16 protein-coding genes are annotated in these 18652 nt (G+C 68.5%); 1 reads left to right on the top strand and 15 read right to left on the bottom strand.

Translation table 11 applies throughout. The annotated features are described in order from the left end of the window. Window positions 1-86 precede the first annotated feature (86 nt). Window positions 87-1262 carry a Gfo/Idh/MocA family protein gene (locus tag MUU56_RS20045; protein WP_244769053.1) on the bottom strand — a complete coding sequence of 392 codons (1176 nt, stop codon included), beginning with the start codon at window positions 1260-1262 and terminating at the stop codon, window positions 87-89. A 129-nt stretch (window positions 1263-1391) separates the two neighbouring features. Between MUU56_RS20045 and iolG the strand changes: the two genes are divergently transcribed. Then, window positions 1392-2393: an inositol 2-dehydrogenase gene (iolG, locus tag MUU56_RS20040; protein WP_244769052.1), complete on the top strand. Its 1002-nt coding sequence runs from the start codon at window positions 1392-1394 to the stop codon at window positions 2391-2393. Between the two features lie 125 nt (window positions 2394-2518). On the opposite strand, the gene MUU56_RS20035 is transcribed toward iolG, so the two are convergent. From MUU56_RS20035 to MUU56_RS19970, 14 genes are all read right to left on the bottom strand, one after another. Beyond that, window positions 2519-3430: a MurR/RpiR family transcriptional regulator gene (locus tag MUU56_RS20035; protein ID WP_244769051.1), complete on the bottom strand. Its 912-nt coding sequence runs from the start codon at window positions 3428-3430 to the stop codon at window positions 2519-2521. Window positions 3431-3599: 169 nt separating this feature from the next. After that, window positions 3600-4547 (bottom strand): substrate-binding domain-containing protein, encoded by a 948-nt coding sequence (locus MUU56_RS20030; protein WP_244769050.1) that lies wholly within the window; start codon window positions 4545-4547, stop codon window positions 3600-3602. A 30-nt stretch (window positions 4548-4577) separates the two neighbouring features. After that, entirely contained in the window at window positions 4578-5594 is a 1017-nt protein-coding gene (locus tag MUU56_RS20025) for an ABC transporter permease (protein ID WP_244769049.1), read from the bottom strand. Beyond that, on the bottom strand, window positions 5591-7099 hold the full coding sequence (locus MUU56_RS20020; RefSeq protein ID WP_244769048.1) for a sugar ABC transporter ATP-binding protein: 1509 nt from the start codon (window positions 7097-7099) through the stop codon (window positions 5591-5593). The genes MUU56_RS20025 and MUU56_RS20020 overlap by 4 nt, the downstream gene beginning before the upstream one ends. Window positions 7100-7101: 2 nt before the next feature. Next, the gene (locus MUU56_RS20015) at window positions 7102-8091 is read right to left on the bottom strand and encodes an NAD(P)-dependent oxidoreductase (protein ID WP_244769047.1); all 990 of its coding nucleotides are present in this window, start codon (window positions 8089-8091) and stop codon (window positions 7102-7104) included. After that, entirely contained in the window at window positions 8092-8907 is an 816-nt protein-coding gene (locus MUU56_RS20010) for an HpcH/HpaI aldolase family protein (RefSeq protein ID WP_244769046.1), read from the bottom strand. An 11-nt stretch (window positions 8908-8918) separates the two neighbouring features. After that, window positions 8919-10355, bottom strand: a complete 1437-nt coding sequence (locus tag MUU56_RS20005; RefSeq protein ID WP_244769045.1) for an NAD-dependent succinate-semialdehyde dehydrogenase — start codon at window positions 10353-10355, stop codon at window positions 8919-8921. A gap of 140 nt (window positions 10356-10495) precedes the next feature. Further along, the gene (locus tag MUU56_RS20000; protein WP_244769044.1) at window positions 10496-11485 is read right to left on the bottom strand and encodes a Gfo/Idh/MocA family protein; all 990 of its coding nucleotides are present in this window, start codon (window positions 11483-11485) and stop codon (window positions 10496-10498) included. A 19-nt stretch (window positions 11486-11504) separates the two neighbouring features. Continuing rightward, the gene (locus MUU56_RS19995) at window positions 11505-12626 is read right to left on the bottom strand and encodes a Gfo/Idh/MocA family protein (protein WP_244769043.1); all 1122 of its coding nucleotides are present in this window, start codon (window positions 12624-12626) and stop codon (window positions 11505-11507) included. 135 nt (window positions 12627-12761) lie between these two features. Next, complete coding sequence (locus MUU56_RS19990) at window positions 12762-13538, bottom strand: ATP-binding cassette domain-containing protein (RefSeq protein WP_244769042.1); 777 nt, start codon at window positions 13536-13538, stop codon at window positions 12762-12764. After that, entirely contained in the window at window positions 13538-14659 is a 1122-nt protein-coding gene (locus MUU56_RS19985) for an ABC transporter permease (protein ID WP_244769041.1), read from the bottom strand. Before MUU56_RS19985 ends, MUU56_RS19990 begins: the two co-directional genes overlap by 1 nt. 86 nt (window positions 14660-14745) lie before the next feature. Then, complete coding sequence (locus tag MUU56_RS19980) at window positions 14746-15690, bottom strand: sugar ABC transporter substrate-binding protein (protein ID WP_244769040.1); 945 nt, start codon at window positions 15688-15690, stop codon at window positions 14746-14748. Window positions 15691-15760: 70 nt separating this feature from the next. Beyond that, the gene (locus MUU56_RS19975) at window positions 15761-16870 is read right to left on the bottom strand and encodes a phytanoyl-CoA dioxygenase family protein (protein ID WP_244769039.1); all 1110 of its coding nucleotides are present in this window, start codon (window positions 16868-16870) and stop codon (window positions 15761-15763) included. A 224-nt stretch (window positions 16871-17094) separates the two neighbouring features. After that, entirely contained in the window at window positions 17095-18546 is a 1452-nt protein-coding gene (locus MUU56_RS19970; RefSeq protein ID WP_244769038.1) for an amidase, read from the bottom strand. Window positions 18547-18652: the final 106 nt, after the last annotated feature.

The following is an 18652-nucleotide window of genomic DNA, read 5'->3' as shown; positions in this document are numbered from 1 at the left end:
AAACCTCCCTCGGCCGGCCTTTTCGCGCCGGCCACTGTCTGAAACTTTTATTCTACATTATTGTTTATTGCAATACTTATTGCAATTCATGACGGCAGCGTGCAGTCCGCCCAGGCGCCGCCCGACTGGCTGGAGGCGAGCGCCGCCTCGATGAACTTCACGCCGAGCGCGCCGTCCACCACCGTCGGATAGGCGAGCAGTCCCTCGGGCAGGGTCCGGCCGAGACGGCGCGCCTCGATGGCGATGGCGAACTCCTCGTAGAGATTGCCCCAGGCGTCGCTCAGCGCCTCCGGATGGCCGCGCGGCATGTGCACGAAACGCGCCGCATGCGTGCCGATGCCTGCGCCCTCGCCGCGCGTCAGCACGCGGGCCGGCTCGCCGAAACGGCGGAAGTGCAGCAGCTCCGGCTCCTCCTGGTTCCATTCCAGGCTCGCCCTGTCGCCGAAGACGCGGATGCGCAGGCCGCAATGGGCGCCGGGCGCGACCTGCGAGATCATGATGGTGCCGGGAATGCCGCCCTCGTAGCGCACATGCATGAAGGCCGTGTCCTCCAGCGCCTTCGGCGGGCCGAGCGTGTGGAACTCCGCCCGCACGGCGGTGACGGGGCGGCCGCAGGCGAAGGCGCCGAGATGGTGGCAATGGGTGCCGATGTCGCCGGTCGTGAAGGTGGGGCCGACAATGGCGGGATCGACGCGCCACTGGGCGCCGGCACCGGCCTCGCTCGGCGGGGTCAGCGCCCATTCCTGGAAATACTCGACATGCACCTGCTGCAATCTGCCGAGCGCGCCTTCCGCGATCATCTGGCGGGCCTGGCGCACCATGGCGGAGGCGGCATAGGCATAGGTGACGCCGAAGACGAGGCCCGTCTCCTTCTGCCGGCGCACCAGGTCGAGCGCATCCTCGAGCGTCGTCGTCAGCGGCTTGTCGCTGATGACGTCGATGCCCTTCTCCAGGAAGGCGACGGCGATGGCATGGTGGGAATTGTTGGGCGTGGTGATCGCCACGGCGTCGATGCCGTCCGGCCGCGCCGCCTCGCGCTCGGCCATCACGCGGTAGTCGGTATAGATGCGATCCTCCGCAAGGAGCCAGGCGCGGCCGGATTCCTGCGCCACCTGCGGGCGGGACGACAGCGCGCCCGCCACCACATCCCAGCGGCCCGAAAGCCGCGCGCCGCGCGCATGCACCTTGCCGATGAAGCTGCCCTGCCCGCCGCCGATGACGCCGAGCCGCAAACGGCGCCCGGCCAAGGGAAATTCCGCCATGCTCTCCTCCTCCAGATTCTGTCCCGTCCGAAACGGGCTTGCAAAAGCGCTCCCGGCAGAATTAATATTGACGAAATTTCATATGCGCAACTTTTTTTGCAAGCCATCCATACATTCCGAGGAGGAACCATGACGAGGATCGCACTGCTCGGCTGCGGGCGCATCGGCAAGATGCACGCGGCCACCATCGCCCGCGCCGAGGGTGCGGCGCTTGCCGCCGTCTACGACCCGGTCACCGCCGCCGCCGGGGAGATCGGCCGGCGCTACGGCTGCCCGGTCGCCGCCAGCGCCGAGGAGGCGATCGCCCTTGCCGACGCCGTGCTGATCGCCACCTCCACGGCCACCCATGCCGACCTCATCGAGGCCGCCGCGCGCGCCGGAAAGGCGATCTTCTGCGAAAAGCCGATCGACCTTTCGCTTGCCCGCGTCGTCGCCTGCCGCAAGGCCATCGCCGGCTTCGACCGGCCCGTCCAGATCGGCTTCAACCGCCGCTACGATCCCGGCCACCGGGCCGCACGCGATGCGGTGCGCGCCGGCGAGATCGGCGATCTGCGGCAGGTGATCATCACTTCCCGCGACCCGGGCCTTGCCGCGCGCGACTATCTCAAGGTCTCCGGCGGCATCTTCCGCGACATGACCATCCACGATTTCGACCTTGCCCGCTTCATGCTGGGCGAGGAACCCGCCGAGGTCTTCGCCACCGGCAGCACGCTCGTCGACCCGACGCTCGCGGAATTCGGCGACGTCGATTCCACGATGATCATCCTGCGCACCGCAAGCGGCAAGCTCTGCCACATCAACAATTCCCGCGCCGCCGCCTATGGCTACGACCAGCGCGTCGAGCTGTTCGGCGCGAAGGGCATGCTGATCTCCGGCAACCGGCGCGCCCACCAGGTCGAGCGCTTCACCGCGGCCGCCACCGGTGCGGGCGAGCCCTATCTCGACTTCTTCATCGAACGTTACGTCGAAGCCTTCGAGATCGGCCTGAAGTCCTTCCTGCGCTGCGTCGCCGCCAACGCTACGCCGGACGTGACCTTCGACGACGGCGAAAAGGCACTGGTGCTGGCCGAGGCCGCCATCCGCTCCAAGGCGGAAGGCCGCTTCGTCAGGGTCGATGAGATCACCGGCTGAAGGGCGTCCCAAAGCAACCCTGCCGAGCGCCGCATGCCTCTCTTTCGTCATGGTCGGGTCAAGCCCGAGGATGACGGAGGAGAGGATGCAGAGCCGCTATGCGGTATTTCGACCTGCGTACCGCCTTAGCCCTTGCGCCGCTGCCTGCCCGTGACCGTCGGGATCTCGGGCGAGCCCTTCTTGTCCTCCTGCAGGAGGGCGGCGAGCGCCACGGCGATGGTCTGCGTCAGGCACATCGGCGCGGCGAGCGAGCGCGAGAAGGAATATTCGTCTTCCGGGATGGTGAAGAGCACGGCCGCGTTCTTGGCGAGCGGCGAGAGCTGGCTGTCGGTGATCGCGACGATGGGCGTGCCGGTCTCGGCCGCGACATCGGCGATCGTCACCACCTCCTTGGCATAGTGGCGGAAGGCGATGGCGACCAGCACGTCCTTCTTGCCCATCACCTTGGCCATCTCGGGCGCAAGGCCGCCGGCGGGGTCGAGCAGGATGACCCGGCACTGCAGCATGGACAGCACGTAGCGCAGGAACTTGGCGATCGGCTCGGAGCGCAGCTGGCCGGCGATGAAGATCGTGTTGGCGTTCTTCAGCGCGCGCGCCGCCTGCGACAGGCTCTCCTCCGTCGTGGTGTTCAGGAGCTCCTGCAGGGTGGCGATGTCGCGCACGACGAGATCGTGCAGGAAGCCGAGATTGCCCTTGCGCTTGGTCTTTTCCAGGTCGACGTCGAGCGCGCTGATGCGCTCGCGGTAGCCGGGCGCGGCCGTCGACAGGCGGCTCTGGAACACCGACTGGAGCTGCTTGAAGCCGGAAAAGCCGAAATGCTGGGCGAAGCGCACGAGGATGGAGGGATGCGCGCCGCACTGTTCTGCGATCGCGTTGATCGACTGCATCGCCACGACATTCGGGTTCTGCGTGATGAAGCGGGCGACCTGCTGGAAGCGGTCGGACAGGTTCGGATAGGCCTCGGTGACGATGTTGACGAAGGTCTCGTAGTTCGCCGTCTTCGGCGGCGGCTGATCGGACTGCTTTACCCTCGGCATACGGCCTACTCCCCGGATGGTACTGTCTCGGACCCGGGATGAGCCGGTGCCGGTCCATATTTGCACTATTGCATAAAACCGAAGTCTGCAACGCTCGCCCGGAAACGGCGCATCCCGCCATGCCCGGAGGCATGGCGGGAGGCCGGGAGGCGTGCTCCGGGCCTGCTTGTCAGTAGGGCGCGTCCGGGAAGTAGTATTCCGCGGCATTGTCCTTGGTGATCAGCGGGCTGCCGAGCACGTAACGGCCGTTGATCGGGGCCTGCGTCGCGTATTTCATCGTGACGAGCTCGATCGCCGGGATGATCAGCGTCGGCGGGTAGAAGATGTCGGCATCGACCATGTCGTGGCCGTCCATGACAAGCTTGATGACCTTGTTCATGCCCGAACCGCCGAGCACCGTGACGTTCTTGCGGTCAGCCTGCTTGATCGCCTCGATGGCGCCGAGCGCCGCATCGTCGTCACCGGCCCACACGCCGTCGATCTCAGGGAAGCGCTGCAGGTAGTCCTGCATCACCTCGAAGCCCTTGTCCGGGTTCCAGTTGGCATATTGCATGTCGAGCACTTCGATCTTCGTGTCCTTCAGCGCCGCGTTGAAGGCGTCGATGCGGATATTGTCGATCGCCGTCGGGATGCCGCGCATCACGACGATCTTGCCGCCGTCCGGGAACTTCTTCTTGAAGTATTCGGCGGCCGCCGTGCCGTATTGCGGGTTGTCGCCGCCGACATAAAGGTCCTCGATGCCCTCTTCCGCAAGGCCGCGGTCGACGGTGGCGATGAACACGCCCTTGGCCTTGGCGGCCTTGACCGGCTCGGTCAGCGGATCGGATTCGAAGGGCAGAACGACGAGCGCGTTGATGTTGCGCGCCATCAGGTCCTCGATGTCGTTGACCTGCTGCGTCGCGCTGGAAGAGGTCGCCAGCACGAAGTCGATGTTCGGGAAGGCTTCCTTCATCCGGTCGATCGTGCGCTTGGTGTGGTAGTTGAGGCCGCCCGTCCAGCCGTGCGTCGCCGCCGGGATCGAGACGCCGATGACGGCGTCGGCGGCAAGGGCGGGCGCCGCGATGGCGGCAACGGCCACCGCACCTGCGGCGAGCATGGATTTCAGTCGATGGAACATTCACTTGTCTCCCTGTTGTGAAATGAAGCGTCAGCCCTGCGCCCGGTCGCGCTGCAGGAGCACGGCGATGATGATGATCGCCCCCTGGAAGGCGCCGTTGAGATAGGGGCTGACGAAGCCGGTGAGGTTGAGGATGTTGCTGATGAAGCCGAGGATCAGCACGCCGACGATGGTGCCCCAGATGCGGCCGAAGCCGCCGCTGAGCGCCGTGCCGCCGATGATGACGGCGGCGATCGCCTCCAGCTCCCACATGAGGCCGGTGGAGGGCGTGGCGGCGCCGAGCCGCGGCACGTAGATGACGGTGGCGACGGCGACGCAGAGGCCCTGGATGACATAGGTGAGGATGCGCACGCGGCTGACCGGGATCGCCGAATAGAAGGCGACGTGCCGGTTCGAGCCGATGGCGGCGACATGGCGGCCGAAGCGCATGCGGCGCAGCGTCAGCTCGCCGATGACGGCGATGACGGCGAGCACGATGATCGGCACGGCGATGCCGAGGACCTGGCCGTAATAGATCGGCCGCGCCGCATCGCGCAGCGAGAAATCGAGCGAGATGGAGCCGCCGTCGGCAAGCCAGGTGATGACCGAGCGGAAGATGCCCATGGCGCCGAGCGTGACGATGAAGGCCTCGACGCGGCCGCGCACGATCATGAAGCCGTTGATGAAGCCCGCGAAGGCGCCGATGGCCAGCGAGAAGAGGATGCCGGCGGCGACGAGCTGCCAGCCGTCGCCGAGCGTGGCGGCGGCCGAATTCATGAACATGATCGTCATGCCGGCGACGAGCGCCGAGAGCGAGCCGACCGACAGGTCGAGCCCGCCCGCCGTGATGACGAAGGTGGCGCCGACCGCGATGATGCCGATGATGGCGCTGCGGGTGAAGACGTTCGAAAGGTTCTCCGCGCCGAGGAAGCTGTCGCTCATCAGCGCGCCGACCAGCATCAGGAGGATGAGCGCGATGAGCGGGCCGGCGGCCCCGAACAGGCCGACGAGGGTGCGGCCCGGCGACGCGGCTGCGCTGCCGGCGGACGTGGCGGTGATGTCGGTCAATGGCTTGCCTCCTCCTGCGGGTCCTTCTCTTCGAGGCCCATGGCAAATCGGATGATGTCGGTCTCGGTGATGCCCTCTCCCGAAAGCTCGCCGGCGATGCGGCCGCGCCGCATGACGAGCACCCGGTCGGACAGGCCGACGATCTCCTGCATCTCCGAGGAGATGACGACGATCGCCTTGCCCGCGGCGGCGAGCCCCGCGATGATGTCGTAGATCTGCTGCTTGGCGCCGATATCGACGCCGCGCGTCGGCTCGTCGAAGACGACGAGGTCCGGCTCCACCCCGAGCGTCTTGGCGATCAGCACCTTCTGCTGGTTGCCGCCGCTGAGCGCGCCCGCGGTAACGTCGAGCCGGCCGGTGCGGATGTCGTAGCGCCCGACGGCCGCCTCCAGACCGCGCCGCTCGGCCCGCCGGTCGATCCAGGCCGCGCCGGCGATCGCGCCGCTGGTCAGGGCGACGTTTTCCGCCAGCGGCTTGCCGAGCAGCAGGCCCTTGCCCTTTCGGTCCTCCGTCAGGTAGGCGAGCTTCAGCCCCCAGGCCTCGCGCGCCGCCGGCAGCCGGCGTTTTTCCCCGCGCAGCATGAAGGAGGCGCATTTCGCCGGGCGCAGGCCGAACAGCGCCTCGAAGAGCTCGGTGCGGCCGGAGCCGACAAGGCCGGAAATGCCGAGCACCTCGCCTTCGCGGATTTCCAGCGTCGCCTCTTCCACCGCGCCGGGCGCCGTGAGGCCGGCCACGCTGAGGAGCGGCTTGCGCGCGGCCGCGCCGCGCCGCGGCGGATAGATCTCGGCCAGCGGCCGGCCGACCATCGCCTCGGCCATCGCGTCCTCGGAGATGTCATGCGCCCGTTCGACGCGCACGATCTGGCCGTCGCGCAGCACCGCGACCCGGTCGGCGATCGCCTTCACCTCGTCGAGGCGGTGCGAGGTGAAGATCACCGCGCCGCCCGCCGCGCGGAAGGCGCGCATGCGCGCAAAGAGGTTGCCGGCCTCGGTCGCCGAGAGCACGGCGGTCGGCTCGTCCATGAGGATGAGCTTCGGCTGGCGGGCGAAGGCCTTGGCAAGCTCGATCATCTGCCAGTCGGAAACGGGAAGGTCGCGAAGCCGCGCGCGCACCGGCGCCGCCGAGCCGAGCTCGGCGAGAAGGTCGCGCGCCCGCGTCTCCATCGCCTTGCGATCGGTGAAGAGGCCGCGGGTGATCTCGCGGCCGAGGAAGACGTTCTCCGCCACCGTCAGATGCGGGGCGAGGCAGAATTCCTGGTGCACCATGACGATGCCCGCCCGCTCGGCGGCATGGAGGCTTGCCGGCGCGGGCGCTCCGTCCAGCAGCATCGTGCCCGAGGAAGGCGGTGCAAGGCCGGCGGCGATGCGCATGAGGGTCGACTTGCCGGCGCCGTTCTCCCCGACAAGGGCGAGGACCTCGCCGGGTTCGACCACGAGGTCGATGCCCTTCAGCACCGGCACGGTGCCGTAGGCTTTGGCGATGTCGCGAAAGGTCAGGAGCGCCATGATCAGGCCCCGATCGTCGCGGGACGGTGCGCGGCGATCTCCGCGCGGTTGACGACGAGCGCCGGGTCGAGCGTGCCCTTGAAGAAATCGAGGATATTGGCCGCCGCGGCGATCGCCATGCGCCGCGCGCAGGCCTCGGTGAGCCCGGCATTGTGCGGGGAGAGCACCACCCGCTCGCAGGCGAGCATCGGGTCGTCGCCGGCCGGCGGCTCGCAATCGAGCACGTCGAGCCCCGCCGCCGAAAGCCGCCCCTCCTCCAGCGCCGCCAGCAGCGCCTTCTCGTCGATCAGGCCGCCGCGCGCCGTGTTGACGAGAATGGCCGAGCGCTTCATCGCCGCCAGCTCCGCCGCGCCGATCAGCGGCTCGGCACCGGATTTCGGCACATGCAGCGACACGACGTCGGCGCGGCGCAGCCCGTCCATCAGGTCGCCGACCGGGACGACGCCGGCCGCCGCGATCCCGGCGGCATCCTGGTACTTGTCATAGGCGAGCACCGTCATGCCAAGCGCCGCGCCGATCTGCGCCAGCCGCCGGCCGATGCGGCCGAAGCCGACGATCAGCAGCGTACGCCCATCGAGCTCGTCGGCATCGAGGCTGTTGCGATAGTTCCAGTCGCCCTGCCGCATCCTGCGGTCGAAGAGCACGGTGCGCCGCGCGGCCGAGAGCATCAGCATGACGGCGTGCTCGGCCACCGCGCGGGAATTCACGTCGCCGACCACGGCAAGCGGGATGCCGCGGCCGTTCAGCGCCGCGACATCGACGGAATCGTAGCCGACGCCGTGGCGCGAGACGATCTTGAGGTGCCGCGCCCCGGCGATGAAGGCCGCGGGGAGCGGCTGGGTGCGGATGAGCAGCGCATCGGCCGCCGCCAGGAAGGGCTCGTAGCTTGCCGCGGAGACCTCCTCGACATAGTCGATCACCATGCCGGGCGCGGATTCGAGCACGGCAAGGCCGTCCGCGTGGATCTTGCCGGCCACCAGGATCCTCGGCATTCAATATCCTCCCGTGTCGATCGTGTCGGCGGGGGCGACCTGCTGCACGCGCTCGCGGAAGGCCCGGACGCTCGCCTCGGCGGCGCCGGCGAGCAGCCGCACGTCGTTGGAGACGGTCACGAGATCGAAGCCCCAGCCGACCGCCTCGGCGGCATAGTCGGCCGTGCCGTTGTGCAGCGCCGCCCGCTTGCCGGCCCGGTGGGCGGCATGGAGGATGGTCCTGATCGCCTCGATCATCTCGGGCTCGCGGCGGTCGAAGCCGGGCGCGTAGCGCTTGCCCTGCAGGCCGAGCGTCAGGTCGGCCGGGCCGATATAGACGCCGTCGAGGCCGGGCGTGGCGAGGATATCCTCGAGGTTCTCGTAGGCCTGCGCGGTCTCGATCATGGCAAGGCAGATGATCTCGTCGTCGGCCTCGGCGGCATAACCGGGGCCGGCGGAAAACAGGGCCCGGCTCGGGCCGAAGCTGCGCACGCCGGCGGGCGGATAGCGCACATAGGAGACGAGGCGCTCGGCCTCGGCGCGGGTGTTGATCATCGGGCAGATGACGCCGTAGGCGCCGGCATCCAGCGCCTTCATGATATCGGCCGGATCGAGCCAGGGCACGCGCACCAGCGGCGTCACGCCGCTTGCCCGCATGGCCTGCAGCATCGGCACCGCGCCGTCATAACCGACGATGCCGTGCTGCAGGTCGATGGTGAGGGAATCGTAGCCCTGCGCGGCCATGATCTCCGCGCTGAAGGAATTGGCGATGGAGAGCCAGCCGTTGAGCACCGGCCTGCCTTCCGCCCAGCGCTGCCTGACACCGTTCCTGATCATGCATGCCTCCCTCAGACCGTCATCTGCGCGAGCTTGACGTTGGAATAGTCGAGGATGCCCTCGGTGCCGCCTTCGCGACCCATGCCGCTCGCCTTGATGCCGCCGAAGGGCGCCTCGGCTGCGGCCAGGGCAAAGCTGTTGACGCCGACCATGCCGGCCTCAAGCCGCGCCGCCGCCTCGCGGGCGCGGCCGGCATCGCGGGTGAAGACATAGGCGGAAAGGCCCATCTCCGAGGCGTTGGCGCGGTCGAAGACCTCGTCGGCCGCGGCGAAGGGCGTGATGGCGGCGATGGGGCCGAAATTCTCCTCCGCGATCGCCTTCGCATCGTCCGGCAGGCCGGTGATGACGGTGGGCTCGAAGAAGAAGCCGGCATTCATCTCCGCCGGGCGCCGCCCGCCGGCAAGGATCCTGCCGCCGCGGTCGCGCGCATCCGCGACGATCTCCTCGACGGCGGCGATGCGGCGCTGGTTGATCAGCGGCCCCATCTGCGTCGCCTCGTCGAGGCCGTGGCCGAGCTTCAGCGCCCGGGCGCGGGCGGCAAAGCCCTCGGCGAAACGGTCGTGCAGCGCCTCGTGCACGTAGAAGCGGTCGGGCGTGACGCAGACCTGGCCGGCATTGGCGTATTTCGTCGGCACGGCAAGATCGAGCGCCTTGTCGAGATCGGCGTCGTCGAAGACGATCATCGGCGCATTGCCGCCCAGCTCCATGCTGACGCGCTTCACCGTCTCGGCGCTGTCGCGGATCATCTGCTGGCCGACGCGGGTGGAGCCGGTGAGCGAGACCTTGCGCACGGCGGCCGCGGCCATGATGGGCTTGTAGGTGGCGGCGGTGGGGCCGATCAGGAGATTGGCGACGCCCGCGGGAATGCCGGCCTCGCGCAGGCAATCGAAGAGGATCATCGCGACGCCCGGCACCTCGACGGAGGGGCGGACGATGACGGCGCAGCCGGCGGCAAGCGCCGGGGCGACCTTGCGGGCGATCAGCGCCGCCGGGAAATTCCAGGCGGTGAAGGCGGCGACGACGCCGACGGGCTCGTGGCTCACTTCCAGCCGGCCGCCCGGCGCGCGGCTCTCGACGATGCGGCCGTAGATGCGGCGCGCCTCCTCGGCGTACCAGCGGAACTGGTCGACGGCGAGGCCCCATTCGCGCCCGGACTGGGCGAGCGGCTTGCCGGTCTCCAGCGTGATCCGGCGGGCGGCTTCCGCCGCGCGGGCGGCCATGACGTCGGCGACCTTGTGCAGCAGGTCGGCCCGCGCCCAGGCGGGCGTCGCCTTCCAGCCGCGGAAGGCCCGCTCCGCGACGGAGATCGCGCGCTCCGTATCCTCGACGCCCGCCGCCGGCACGCTGCCGAGAACCGCACCGTTGCCGGGATCGGTGATCTCCGTCGAAGCGCCCTGCGCCGGCCCCGACCAGGCACCGTCGATGAACAAACCGTATGAGCCGTACATGCTGTCTCCTCCATGCGGGGGGCGCCGCCCGAAGGGGCCGCGTCCGCAAGCATAATTCCAGAACCAGAAAGAAAGCAATTTTTATTGCAAGTCAAGAACAATCCGCAATATTTGGTGCGGACACCCGTTTCATGCGCGGTTCAGTGCGGCCGCTCCGGCAGCACGAGCGGCGTGCGCCGGCGCGTCGCCATCGCCTCGACGATCTGGTCGGCAAGGCAGGTGGCGACGAGACCGTCCCAGGCCGTCGAGGCGTCGGCGGGTGGCGTTGCGCTGCGGATGCCGTCGATCCAGGCCTGGTTCTGCAGGCGATAGGCATCGCGGAAGCGGGGAACCCAGTTTGCCGGAAAGGCGCCTTCCTCCGCGCCGTCACGCCGCGTGCGGGTGAGCGCCGGATGCGCCATGCCGATCGTGCCGCCCGCGCAGACGGCTTCGGCATGGACATGATAGCCGTAGACGGCATTCATGAAGACCTCGACGGACACAAGACTGCCGGCCTCCGTCTCGAAGACGAACAGGGCGGGATCGCCGCTGCCCCCGGCCTCCGACGGGCAGGGAATGACGGTCACGGCACTGTATTCCGTCGAGAGCAGCCAGCGGCAGACATCGATCTCGTGCACCAGCGAATTTGTGATCGCCATGGCGCCGGTGAACCAGGCGGGCGCCGCGGCGTTGCGATGCTGGCAATGCAGGATGCGCAGGGCGCCGAGCGCCTTGCTGTCGAGCGCCACCTTCATCTCCCGGTAGGCCGGATCGAAGCGGCGCATGAAGCCGGTCTGCACCAGTTGCCGGCCCGCGCGCCGTTCGGCCGCGACGATCTCCAGGCATTCGGCGGTGCTCGCGGCGAGCGGCTTTTCGCACAGGACCGGCTTGCCCGCTGCAATCGCCGCCAGCACCAGCCGGTGATGCGTGGCGTCGGGCGAGGCGACGAGGACCGCCTCGACCGCGGGATCGGCGATCAGCGCCAGCGCGTCCGTCGTGGCCCGCGCGCCCTGCGCGGCCGCCTCGGCCCGCGACAGGTCGGCGTCCGCCACGGCGACGAGATGCGCGCCCGCGACATCGCCGGCAAGGATGCGGGCATGCTCCGCCCCCATCACGCCCGCGCCGATGACGCCCACTCCAACCGTCCTCATCGTTCCCTCCTCCTTCGTTTCAGCCGCCGTCCACGGCACGCCATTGCCCGGCGCGCGCGGATGCGTGGATCGTCTCCACCAGCGTCTGGATGCGCAGGCCGGCGCGGAAATTGAACGGCTCGGGCCTGAGGCCGGCAATCGCCTCCAGGTAGCCGGCGACCTCGATCGCCTTCAGGTCGTTGAAGCCGAGCTGGTGGCCCGGCGCGACGCAGAAGCGGCCATAGGGCACGTGATCCGGCCCCGCCTCGATGCGGCGGAAACCCTGCCGGCCCTTCCGGTCGTCCGTGGAGTAGAAATGCAGCTCGTTGAAGCGCTCCTGCGAGAAGGCGAGCGCCCCCCTCGTGCCGTAGACCTCGAAATCGTGCTGCATCTTGCGGCCGGTGGCGATCCAGTTGCCCTCGATGGAGCCGGTGGCGTCGTTCGCAAAGCGCAGGAAGGCGCGGCCGACATCGTCCGTCTCCACGGTGCGCATGCCGCCCTTGCCGTCCGGGCGGCTGGCGATCATCGTCACGCAATCGCCCATCACCTTGACGATCGGGCCGAGCAGGAATTCGGCGGTCGCCAGCGCGTGGCTGCCGAGATCGGCCAGCGCCCCGCCGCCGGCCGGATCGTGGCGGAAGGTGAAGGGCGCGGCGGCATCGGCCATGTAGTCCTCGGCATGCAGGCCGCGATAGCCTCGGATCTCGCCGAGCTCCCCGCCCGCGATCATCTCCCGGGCAAGGCTCAGCATCGGATTGCAGAGATAGTTGAAGCCGACCTGCGTGCGCACGCCCGCCCGTTCCGCCGCCTCGGCCATTTCCCGGGCATCGCCCGCCAGCGGGGCGAGCGGCTTTTCGCAATAGACATGCTTGCCGGCGGCGATGGCGGCGAGCGCCATTTCCTTGTGCAGGGCATTGGGGGCGGTGATGTCGACAATGTCGATTTCCGGATCCGCCACCAGGCTGCGCCAGTCGTCCGTGGCGCGCCGGAAGCCGAGCGACGCGCGGGCGGCCTCCGCCTGTGCCAGGGTCACGTCGGCAAGAGCGGCCGGCTCCACCTCGTAGGGCAGGTCGAAGACCCGCGCGGCGGCCGCAAAGCCGAAGACATGCGTCTTGCCCATGAAACCCGACCCGATGAGGCCAAGGCGAAGCGTCTTCTTCATTCTCTCTGTTCCCCGGATGATGGCGCACGGGGTTTTCCGCGGGCGCCATTTCTGCAACATTTCTTGCAGAATCATTGCACTGTGAATGTTCGGTCCGCTGCCGGGGCGCGGGCGGCGCCCCGGCGCATGGTCTTGTCAGATCGTGCCGCCGAGCGAGGCTTCCAGCAGCGCCAGCTCCTGCCCGCCCGCCATCATGTCCTGCAGGGCCGCCGCATCCACCGTGCCGCGCTCGGCCGTGCCCAGCGTCTGGCCGCGGTTCAGCACCGTGAACCGGTCGCCGACGGCGAGCGCGTGGCGCACATTGTGGGTGATGAAGACGACGCCGATACCCTGCTTGCGCACCCGGTCGATGGTGCTGAGCACGTTCGCCGTCTGGCGCACGCCGAGCGCGGAGGTCGGCTCGTCGAGGATCAGCACCTTGGCGCCGAAATAGACCGCGCGCGCGATGGCGACCGTCTGGCGCTCGCCGCCCGAGAGCGTGCCCACCGCCTGGTCGGGGCCGCGCAGGTTGATGCCCATCTTGCGCATCTCGGCGACGGTGATCTCGTCGGCCTTGCCGGTGTCGAAGGTCTTGAACGGCCAGACGCCGCGCTCCGGCTCGCGGCCCATCCAGAAATTGCGGCTGACGCTCATCAGCGGGATCATCGCGAGGTCCTGGTAGACGGTGGCGATGCCGGCCGTCATGGCGTCGCGCGGGCTCTGGAAGAGCGTCGGCGCGCCCTCCACCAGCACCTCGCCGCCGCTCGGCTTGTAGACGCCGGACATGATCTTGATGAAGGTGGACTTGCCCGCGCCGTTGTCGCCGAGCAGGCAGTGGCACTCGCCCGGCCTTATGTCGAAGGAGACGCCGGCCAGCGCGATGACATGGCCGAAATGCTTGGTGATGTTTCTCATCTCCACGATGGCGGACATCAGCGTTCTCCCGTGATGATGCGGCGGATGTAGGTGTTCATGATCACGGCGGTCAGAAGGATGACGCCGAGGAACACCCGGAAGAGCGAGCTTTCCGCATTGGCGAAGAACAGGCCCTGCTGCACCACGCCGAAGATGACCGCCCCGAGCGCCGCGCCGATGACCGAACCGTAGCCGCCGGTAAGCAGCGCCCCGCCGATGACGACGCAGATGATCGCCTCGAACTCCTTGAGCAGGCCCCGGTCGGCCGCCGCCGAGCCGAACTCCATCACCTGGCAGGTGGCGAAGACGCAGGCGCAGAAGGCGGAGAACATGAACATCAGGATCTTCACCCGGTTGACCGGCACGCCGACATAACGCGCGGCGAGCGCATCGCCGCCGGCCGCGAAGATCCAGTTGCCGAACTTGGTGCGGGTCAGCAGCCAATGGCCGAAGACGACGAGCACGATCGCCCAGACGACGAGCATGGGAATGCCGTCAATGACCGGCTGGCCGGCGCGGTTGCCGCGGGTGAAGGTGGCGATCCAGCCCATCTCGCCCATCCAGGTGAAGAGGCCGCCGAGGATCTTGCCGCCGAAGAGCGGCGCCAGCCAGTCGCTGGCCGCCTTTTCCGCGACGCCGCCGATGATCGTCTGGCGGGTGAAGTAGATCGAGCCCCAGATCGTCAGGCCGCGCAGGATGTAGAGAAAGGCGAGCGTGACGATGAAGGACGGCAGGCCCGTGCGGATGACCAGCCAGCCGTTGACGCCGCCGACAAGGATGCAGAAGACGAAGGTCGCGATGATGGCGAGCCACAGCGGCACGCCGATATGCACCGACAGGATCGCCATCATGACGCCGGAAAAGCCGATCATCGAGCCGGTGGAGAGGTCGAACTCGCCGGCGATCATCAAGAGGCAGGCGCCGACCGCGATGACCATGAACTGGGCTGACACCACCGTCCAGTTCATCACGCCCTCGGCGGCGAACATGCCGCTGTCGCCGGCGACCACCGCAAAGAGCAGGAAGACCAGGATGGTGCCGCAGATGCCGCCGAGCTCGGGGCGGATCAGCGCGCGCCGGAGCGGCGAGACGGGCTTGATGCGCTCGTCCTTCAGCGCGTCTGGAATGACGTCCGTCATGAATGCATTCTCCTCCCTCGAAAGACCGGGCCTCGAAAGGCCGGGACGCGGGCGGCTGCCCGCCCGCGCCTGCGAAAACCGTCAGATCAACGGTACTGGCCCGCCAGGGACTCGACCAGCGCGATATTGTCCTTCGTCACGAAGCCCGGGCCGGTGAAGATGGAATTGGCCGGGGCGACGCCGTAGCGTACATAGCTCGTCAGCACCTGGATCGGGATCGAGCCCTGCAGGAACGGCTGCTGGTCGATCGCGAAGTTGATCGTGCCGTCCTTGATGGCGGCGGAGATCTCCGCCGAGAGGTCGAAGGTGCCGAAATAGATGTCGCCGTCGAGGCCCATCTCCTTGACCGCGCGGATCGAGGGTTCGGCCGAGTTGGGGCCGAGCGTCAGGATGGCGCCGGTATCGGGATTGGCGGTGAGATAGGCCTTCACCTTGTTCTGCACTTCCGACGGGTCGATGCCGGAATCGACCATCTGGTTGCCGAGTTCGACGCCGATGCCCTCGGCAAAGCCGCGGCAACGCTCCACCGAGGCCGGGTTGGTGATGTAGTGGTTGACGCACAGGAAGCTCTTGATGCCGGCCTCCTTCGCGCGCTTGCCGGCGCCGAGGCCCGCTTCATATTCCGGCTGGCCGACATGCATCAGCGCGCCGAGCTTCTCGCTCTCCTCCACCGTGCCGGAGTTGACGGTGACGACCGGAATGCCCTTGGCGACGGCATCCTTGATCGGCCCTTCCAGCACGTTGAAATCGGCGATGGTGACGATAATGCCGTCGACGCCGGCGGCCGAGCTCTGCTGGACGATGCGCGCCATGTCGGCAAGGTCGCCGGTCGGCGGGTTGCGGTACTCGGTCGTCACGCCCATCTGCTCGTTCGTCACCTTGATCGCGTTCTTGATGACGTTGAACCAGCTGTCGCTGTCCGGGCCGTGGCTGATCCAGACGAATTTCTCGCCATCCGCATGGGCAGCACCGGCAAGCGCCGTCGTCGCCAGCAGCGCACCGAGGGCCAGGGATTGCAGGATTTTCTTCATGCTTAACGTCCTCCCGAAATTGGCTTCCTGTTCGCTCCCCGCCCGAAGCCTTTGCGGGTAACTCCATGCATCAGGCCGCGCGCTTGGCGCCCTGCGCGGCAAGGGCCGCGTCGAGGCGCGCCTGATCCCAGCCCTCCTCGACGGCCCGGGCGACGAGATCCTGCTGGCTTTCCGGCGCAAGGCCGCCGAGCGGCGGATCGGTGTCGAGATTGGTCGGGAACGGATAGCCGTCCGCCGTCGCGGCGATCACCGCCCGCCGCCCGGCCGGCGACAGCCCCGCCAGATGCGGATAGACCGCGCGGACCATCGCGGTGCGGTCGAGGCTTTCCATGTGGCGGGCGAAGGCCGAGGCCGTCTGGATGAGGTTGACCATGCGCACGACGTCCGCCGTGCGGTTCTCGCCGGCCGCGTGGAACAGCGCGGGGGAGAAGAAGATCGCGTCGCCCTTTTCGAGCGGAAGCTGGACGCAGTTCTCCTCGAAATAATCCCGGAACTCCGGCCGCGTGGCGGCGACATAGCCCGGCAGGTAGCGCTGCGAATGGGGCAGGAGCTTCGTCGTGCCGCTTTCCACCGGCATGTCGCAATGCGCGACGCCGCCCTGCAGGATGAGCGTCGGGCCGGTGGCGTGGATATGGCTCGGATATTGCGCCATCTGCTCGGGCTTCATGAAGCCGAGGTGATAGTCGCGGTGCGGCGCCTGCGCCTTGCCGCCGGGGCGGACCTGGTTGACCTGGGTGGCGATCTGGTAGCCCGGGCCGAGCCAGGCGCGGCAGGCGATGTCGATCACCGGATTGGCCATGTAGCGGGCATAGACGGCGGGATCGCGCAGGCAGAGCTTCTGCAGCGAGTTCCAGATGCGGTCGTTGGCGCCCGCCTTGGCGAAATGGTCGCCGGCCGCCGTGCCCGCCGCCCGCTCGTCGGCGATGATCGCGCGGAAGACCTCGCTTGCCGCGTCGATGGCGCCCGGATCGGTGAAGGCGCGCTTGACGACGAAGACGCCCGGCCCCTCGCCGATGACCGAGGCCCATTCCGGGCCGATGCCGTCATCGACCGATGCGCCGTCATAGATGGGGATGTTCTTCTCGATGGCGATCGCCGTCGGGCACATCGCCATGGTCGTCTCGGTCTCCACCTGGCGCCGGAATTGCGCAAGGTCGATCACCGTTGCAATATCGTTCATCGAAATCCTCCTGTCCGATGTCTGAAAGCCGGCCTGACGGCAGCCGCCGTCGCTCTCGCCCCGCCCCTCCCCGGGCACGGCGAACCGCAAGCGCAGATCAAAAATTGCAGCCATCAATTGACTGCAATATTAATTGTGAAAATTTGCCGGTGTCAATATGGCTGGGCCGGTTCCGTCGCGAAGGGCGGGTCCTCGCGCCGGCGACCGGCAGAACGGAGTGGCGGCTACCAGGACCATTCCGCCGGCCGCCCGACGGTGAGGCCCGCCGCGCGAAGCGCGGCCACGATCGCCCCGCCCGCCGCAAGGACCGCCTCGTCGGCATAACGCCGGCCGACGACCTGCAGGCCGACGGGCAGGCCGTCGCCCGCCAGCCCGGCGGGAACCGACAGCGCCGGGCACTGCGGCAGCAGGTTGAACGGACAGGTCATGTCCAGGCCCCGGAAGCGGCCGTCCGGCAGGTCGGCGACGTAGTCGTTGTCGTCGGCCCCGGCCGGGGGCGCGGTGATGGCGCAGGTCGGGCAAAGCAGGGCGTCGTAGCGCGAGAGGACGGCGGCGAGGTCGCGCCACATCTCCGTTCGGAGCAGCTCCACCTTCTTGTAGGCGGTGGCGTTCATCGTCAGCCCCCGCTCGATCAGCGCGACGACGAGCGGATCCATGCGCCCGCGATGGGCCGCGAGCGCCTCGCCGAAGAAGGCGGCCATGAACACGCACCACAGGTCGTACCACCGGTCGTTGACGGCCCGCGTCCAGCCGATCTCCACGGGCTCGACGACGGCGCCGGCGGCACGAAGCGCATCGGCCGCCGCAAGAATGGCGGCCTCCACCGATGCGTCGACGCCGTAGTAACCGAGGTCGAGGGACAGCGCGAAGCGCCGGCCCGCAAGGGAGCCCGTCCGTGCCTTTTCCGCCGAGAAGGGGAGAGGCAGCGAGGAGATGTCCTCGTCATCCGGGCCGGCGGCCGCGGCCATGAAGGCGGCGGCATCCTCCACGGTGCGGGCCAGCGGGCCGAAATGGGAGATGTTGTCGAAGACGCTGGGCAGGATCGTCATGGGAATGCGCCCGAGGCTGGGCTTCAGGCCGACAATGCCGGTGAAGGCGGCGGGGATGCGCACCGAGCCGCCCATGTCCGTGCCCTCCGCGAAGGGCACGACGCCGGCCGCGACCGCGACCGCCGAGCCGCCCGACGAGCCGCCGCTGGTGCGCGCCGCATTCCAGGGATTGCGCGTGATGCCCCAGCGCGGGCTTGCCGTGAAGCTGGAATGGGCGAATTCCGGCGTCGTCGTCTTGCCGATGAGGATCGCCCCCGCGGCCTCCAGCCGCCGGATGCACAGGGCGCTTTGCGCCGGCGTCCAGTCGTCTCGGGTCCAGGAGCCGAGCGTCGTCAGGTCATCCTTCGTCGGCGTCAGGTCCTTGGCGGCGAAGGGCACGCCCAGGAGCGCGGGCGCGGCGCCTCCGCCCGCGGCGCGGCGGTCGGCCTCCCGCGCCGCCGCAAGCGCGGCCTCCTCGCGCAGCAGCGTGAAGGCATTCAGCGCCTCGCCGACGATGCGCGCGCGCCGGAGCGATTCGGCGACGACCGCCTCGGCCGAGAATTCACCGGCGCGGATGCCGGCGGCGATCACCGTGGCGGGCAGGTCGAGCGGATGGGCCGGCGCGACGGCGCGAGAAACTGTCTGCATGGTCACGGACTCCGTGCTAGAGCATTTCCAGCCGACGCGGGATCGCTTCGGCGCCGGATAATGCGGCAAAACAAAAAGCTGGGGCAATTCCGGCACGAGCGCGAAG

Origin of the sequence: Shinella yambaruensis (assembly GCF_022899355.1) — a bacterium.
In the GTDB taxonomy this organism is placed as follows: Bacteria; Pseudomonadota; Alphaproteobacteria; order Rhizobiales; family Rhizobiaceae; genus Shinella; species Shinella yambaruensis.
The sequence above is the reverse complement of the archived record's forward strand: the minus strand, read 5'-3'. Positions and strand labels throughout refer to the sequence as shown.

What these genes read in the sequence shown, in the direction of transcription:
- MUU56_RS20045 (WP_244769053.1), bottom strand. Translation starts at nt 1,262, where the DNA reads ATGGCGGAATTTCCCTTGGCCGGGCGCCGTTTGCGGCTCGGCGTCATC.
- iolG (WP_244769052.1), top strand. Translation starts at nt 1,392, where the DNA reads ATGACGAGGATCGCACTGCTCGGCTGCGGGCGCATCGGCAAGATGCAC.
- MUU56_RS20035 (WP_244769051.1), bottom strand. Translation starts at nt 3,430, where the DNA reads ATGCCGAGGGTAAAGCAGTCCGATCAGCCGCCGCCGAAGACGGCGAAC.
- MUU56_RS20030 (WP_244769050.1), bottom strand. Translation starts at nt 4,547, where the DNA reads ATGTTCCATCGACTGAAATCCATGCTCGCCGCAGGTGCGGTGGCCGTT.
- MUU56_RS20020 (WP_244769048.1), bottom strand. Translation starts at nt 7,099, where the DNA reads ATGGCGCTCCTGACCTTTCGCGACATCGCCAAAGCCTACGGCACCGTG.
- MUU56_RS20015 (WP_244769047.1), bottom strand. Translation starts at nt 8,091, where the DNA reads ATGCCGAGGATCCTGGTGGCCGGCAAGATCCACGCGGACGGCCTTGCC.
- MUU56_RS20010 (WP_244769046.1), bottom strand. Translation starts at nt 8,907, where the DNA reads ATGATCAGGAACGGTGTCAGGCAGCGCTGGGCGGAAGGCAGGCCGGTG.
- MUU56_RS20005 (WP_244769045.1), bottom strand. Translation starts at nt 10,355, where the DNA reads ATGTACGGCTCATACGGTTTGTTCATCGACGGTGCCTGGTCGGGGCCG.
- MUU56_RS20000 (WP_244769044.1), bottom strand. Translation starts at nt 11,485, where the DNA reads ATGAGGACGGTTGGAGTGGGCGTCATCGGCGCGGGCGTGATGGGGGCG.
- MUU56_RS19995 (WP_244769043.1), bottom strand. Translation starts at nt 12,626, where the DNA reads ATGAAGAAGACGCTTCGCCTTGGCCTCATCGGGTCGGGTTTCATGGGC.
- MUU56_RS19990 (WP_244769042.1), bottom strand. Translation starts at nt 13,538, where the DNA reads ATGTCCGCCATCGTGGAGATGAGAAACATCACCAAGCATTTCGGCCAT.
- MUU56_RS19985 (WP_244769041.1), bottom strand. Translation starts at nt 14,659, where the DNA reads ATGACGGACGTCATTCCAGACGCGCTGAAGGACGAGCGCATCAAGCCC.
- MUU56_RS19980 (WP_244769040.1), bottom strand. Translation starts at nt 15,690, where the DNA reads ATGAAGAAAATCCTGCAATCCCTGGCCCTCGGTGCGCTGCTGGCGACG.
- MUU56_RS19975 (WP_244769039.1), bottom strand. Translation starts at nt 16,870, where the DNA reads ATGAACGATATTGCAACGGTGATCGACCTTGCGCAATTCCGGCGCCAG.
- MUU56_RS19970 (WP_244769038.1), bottom strand. Translation starts at nt 18,546, where the DNA reads ATGCAGACAGTTTCTCGCGCCGTCGCGCCGGCCCATCCGCTCGACCTG.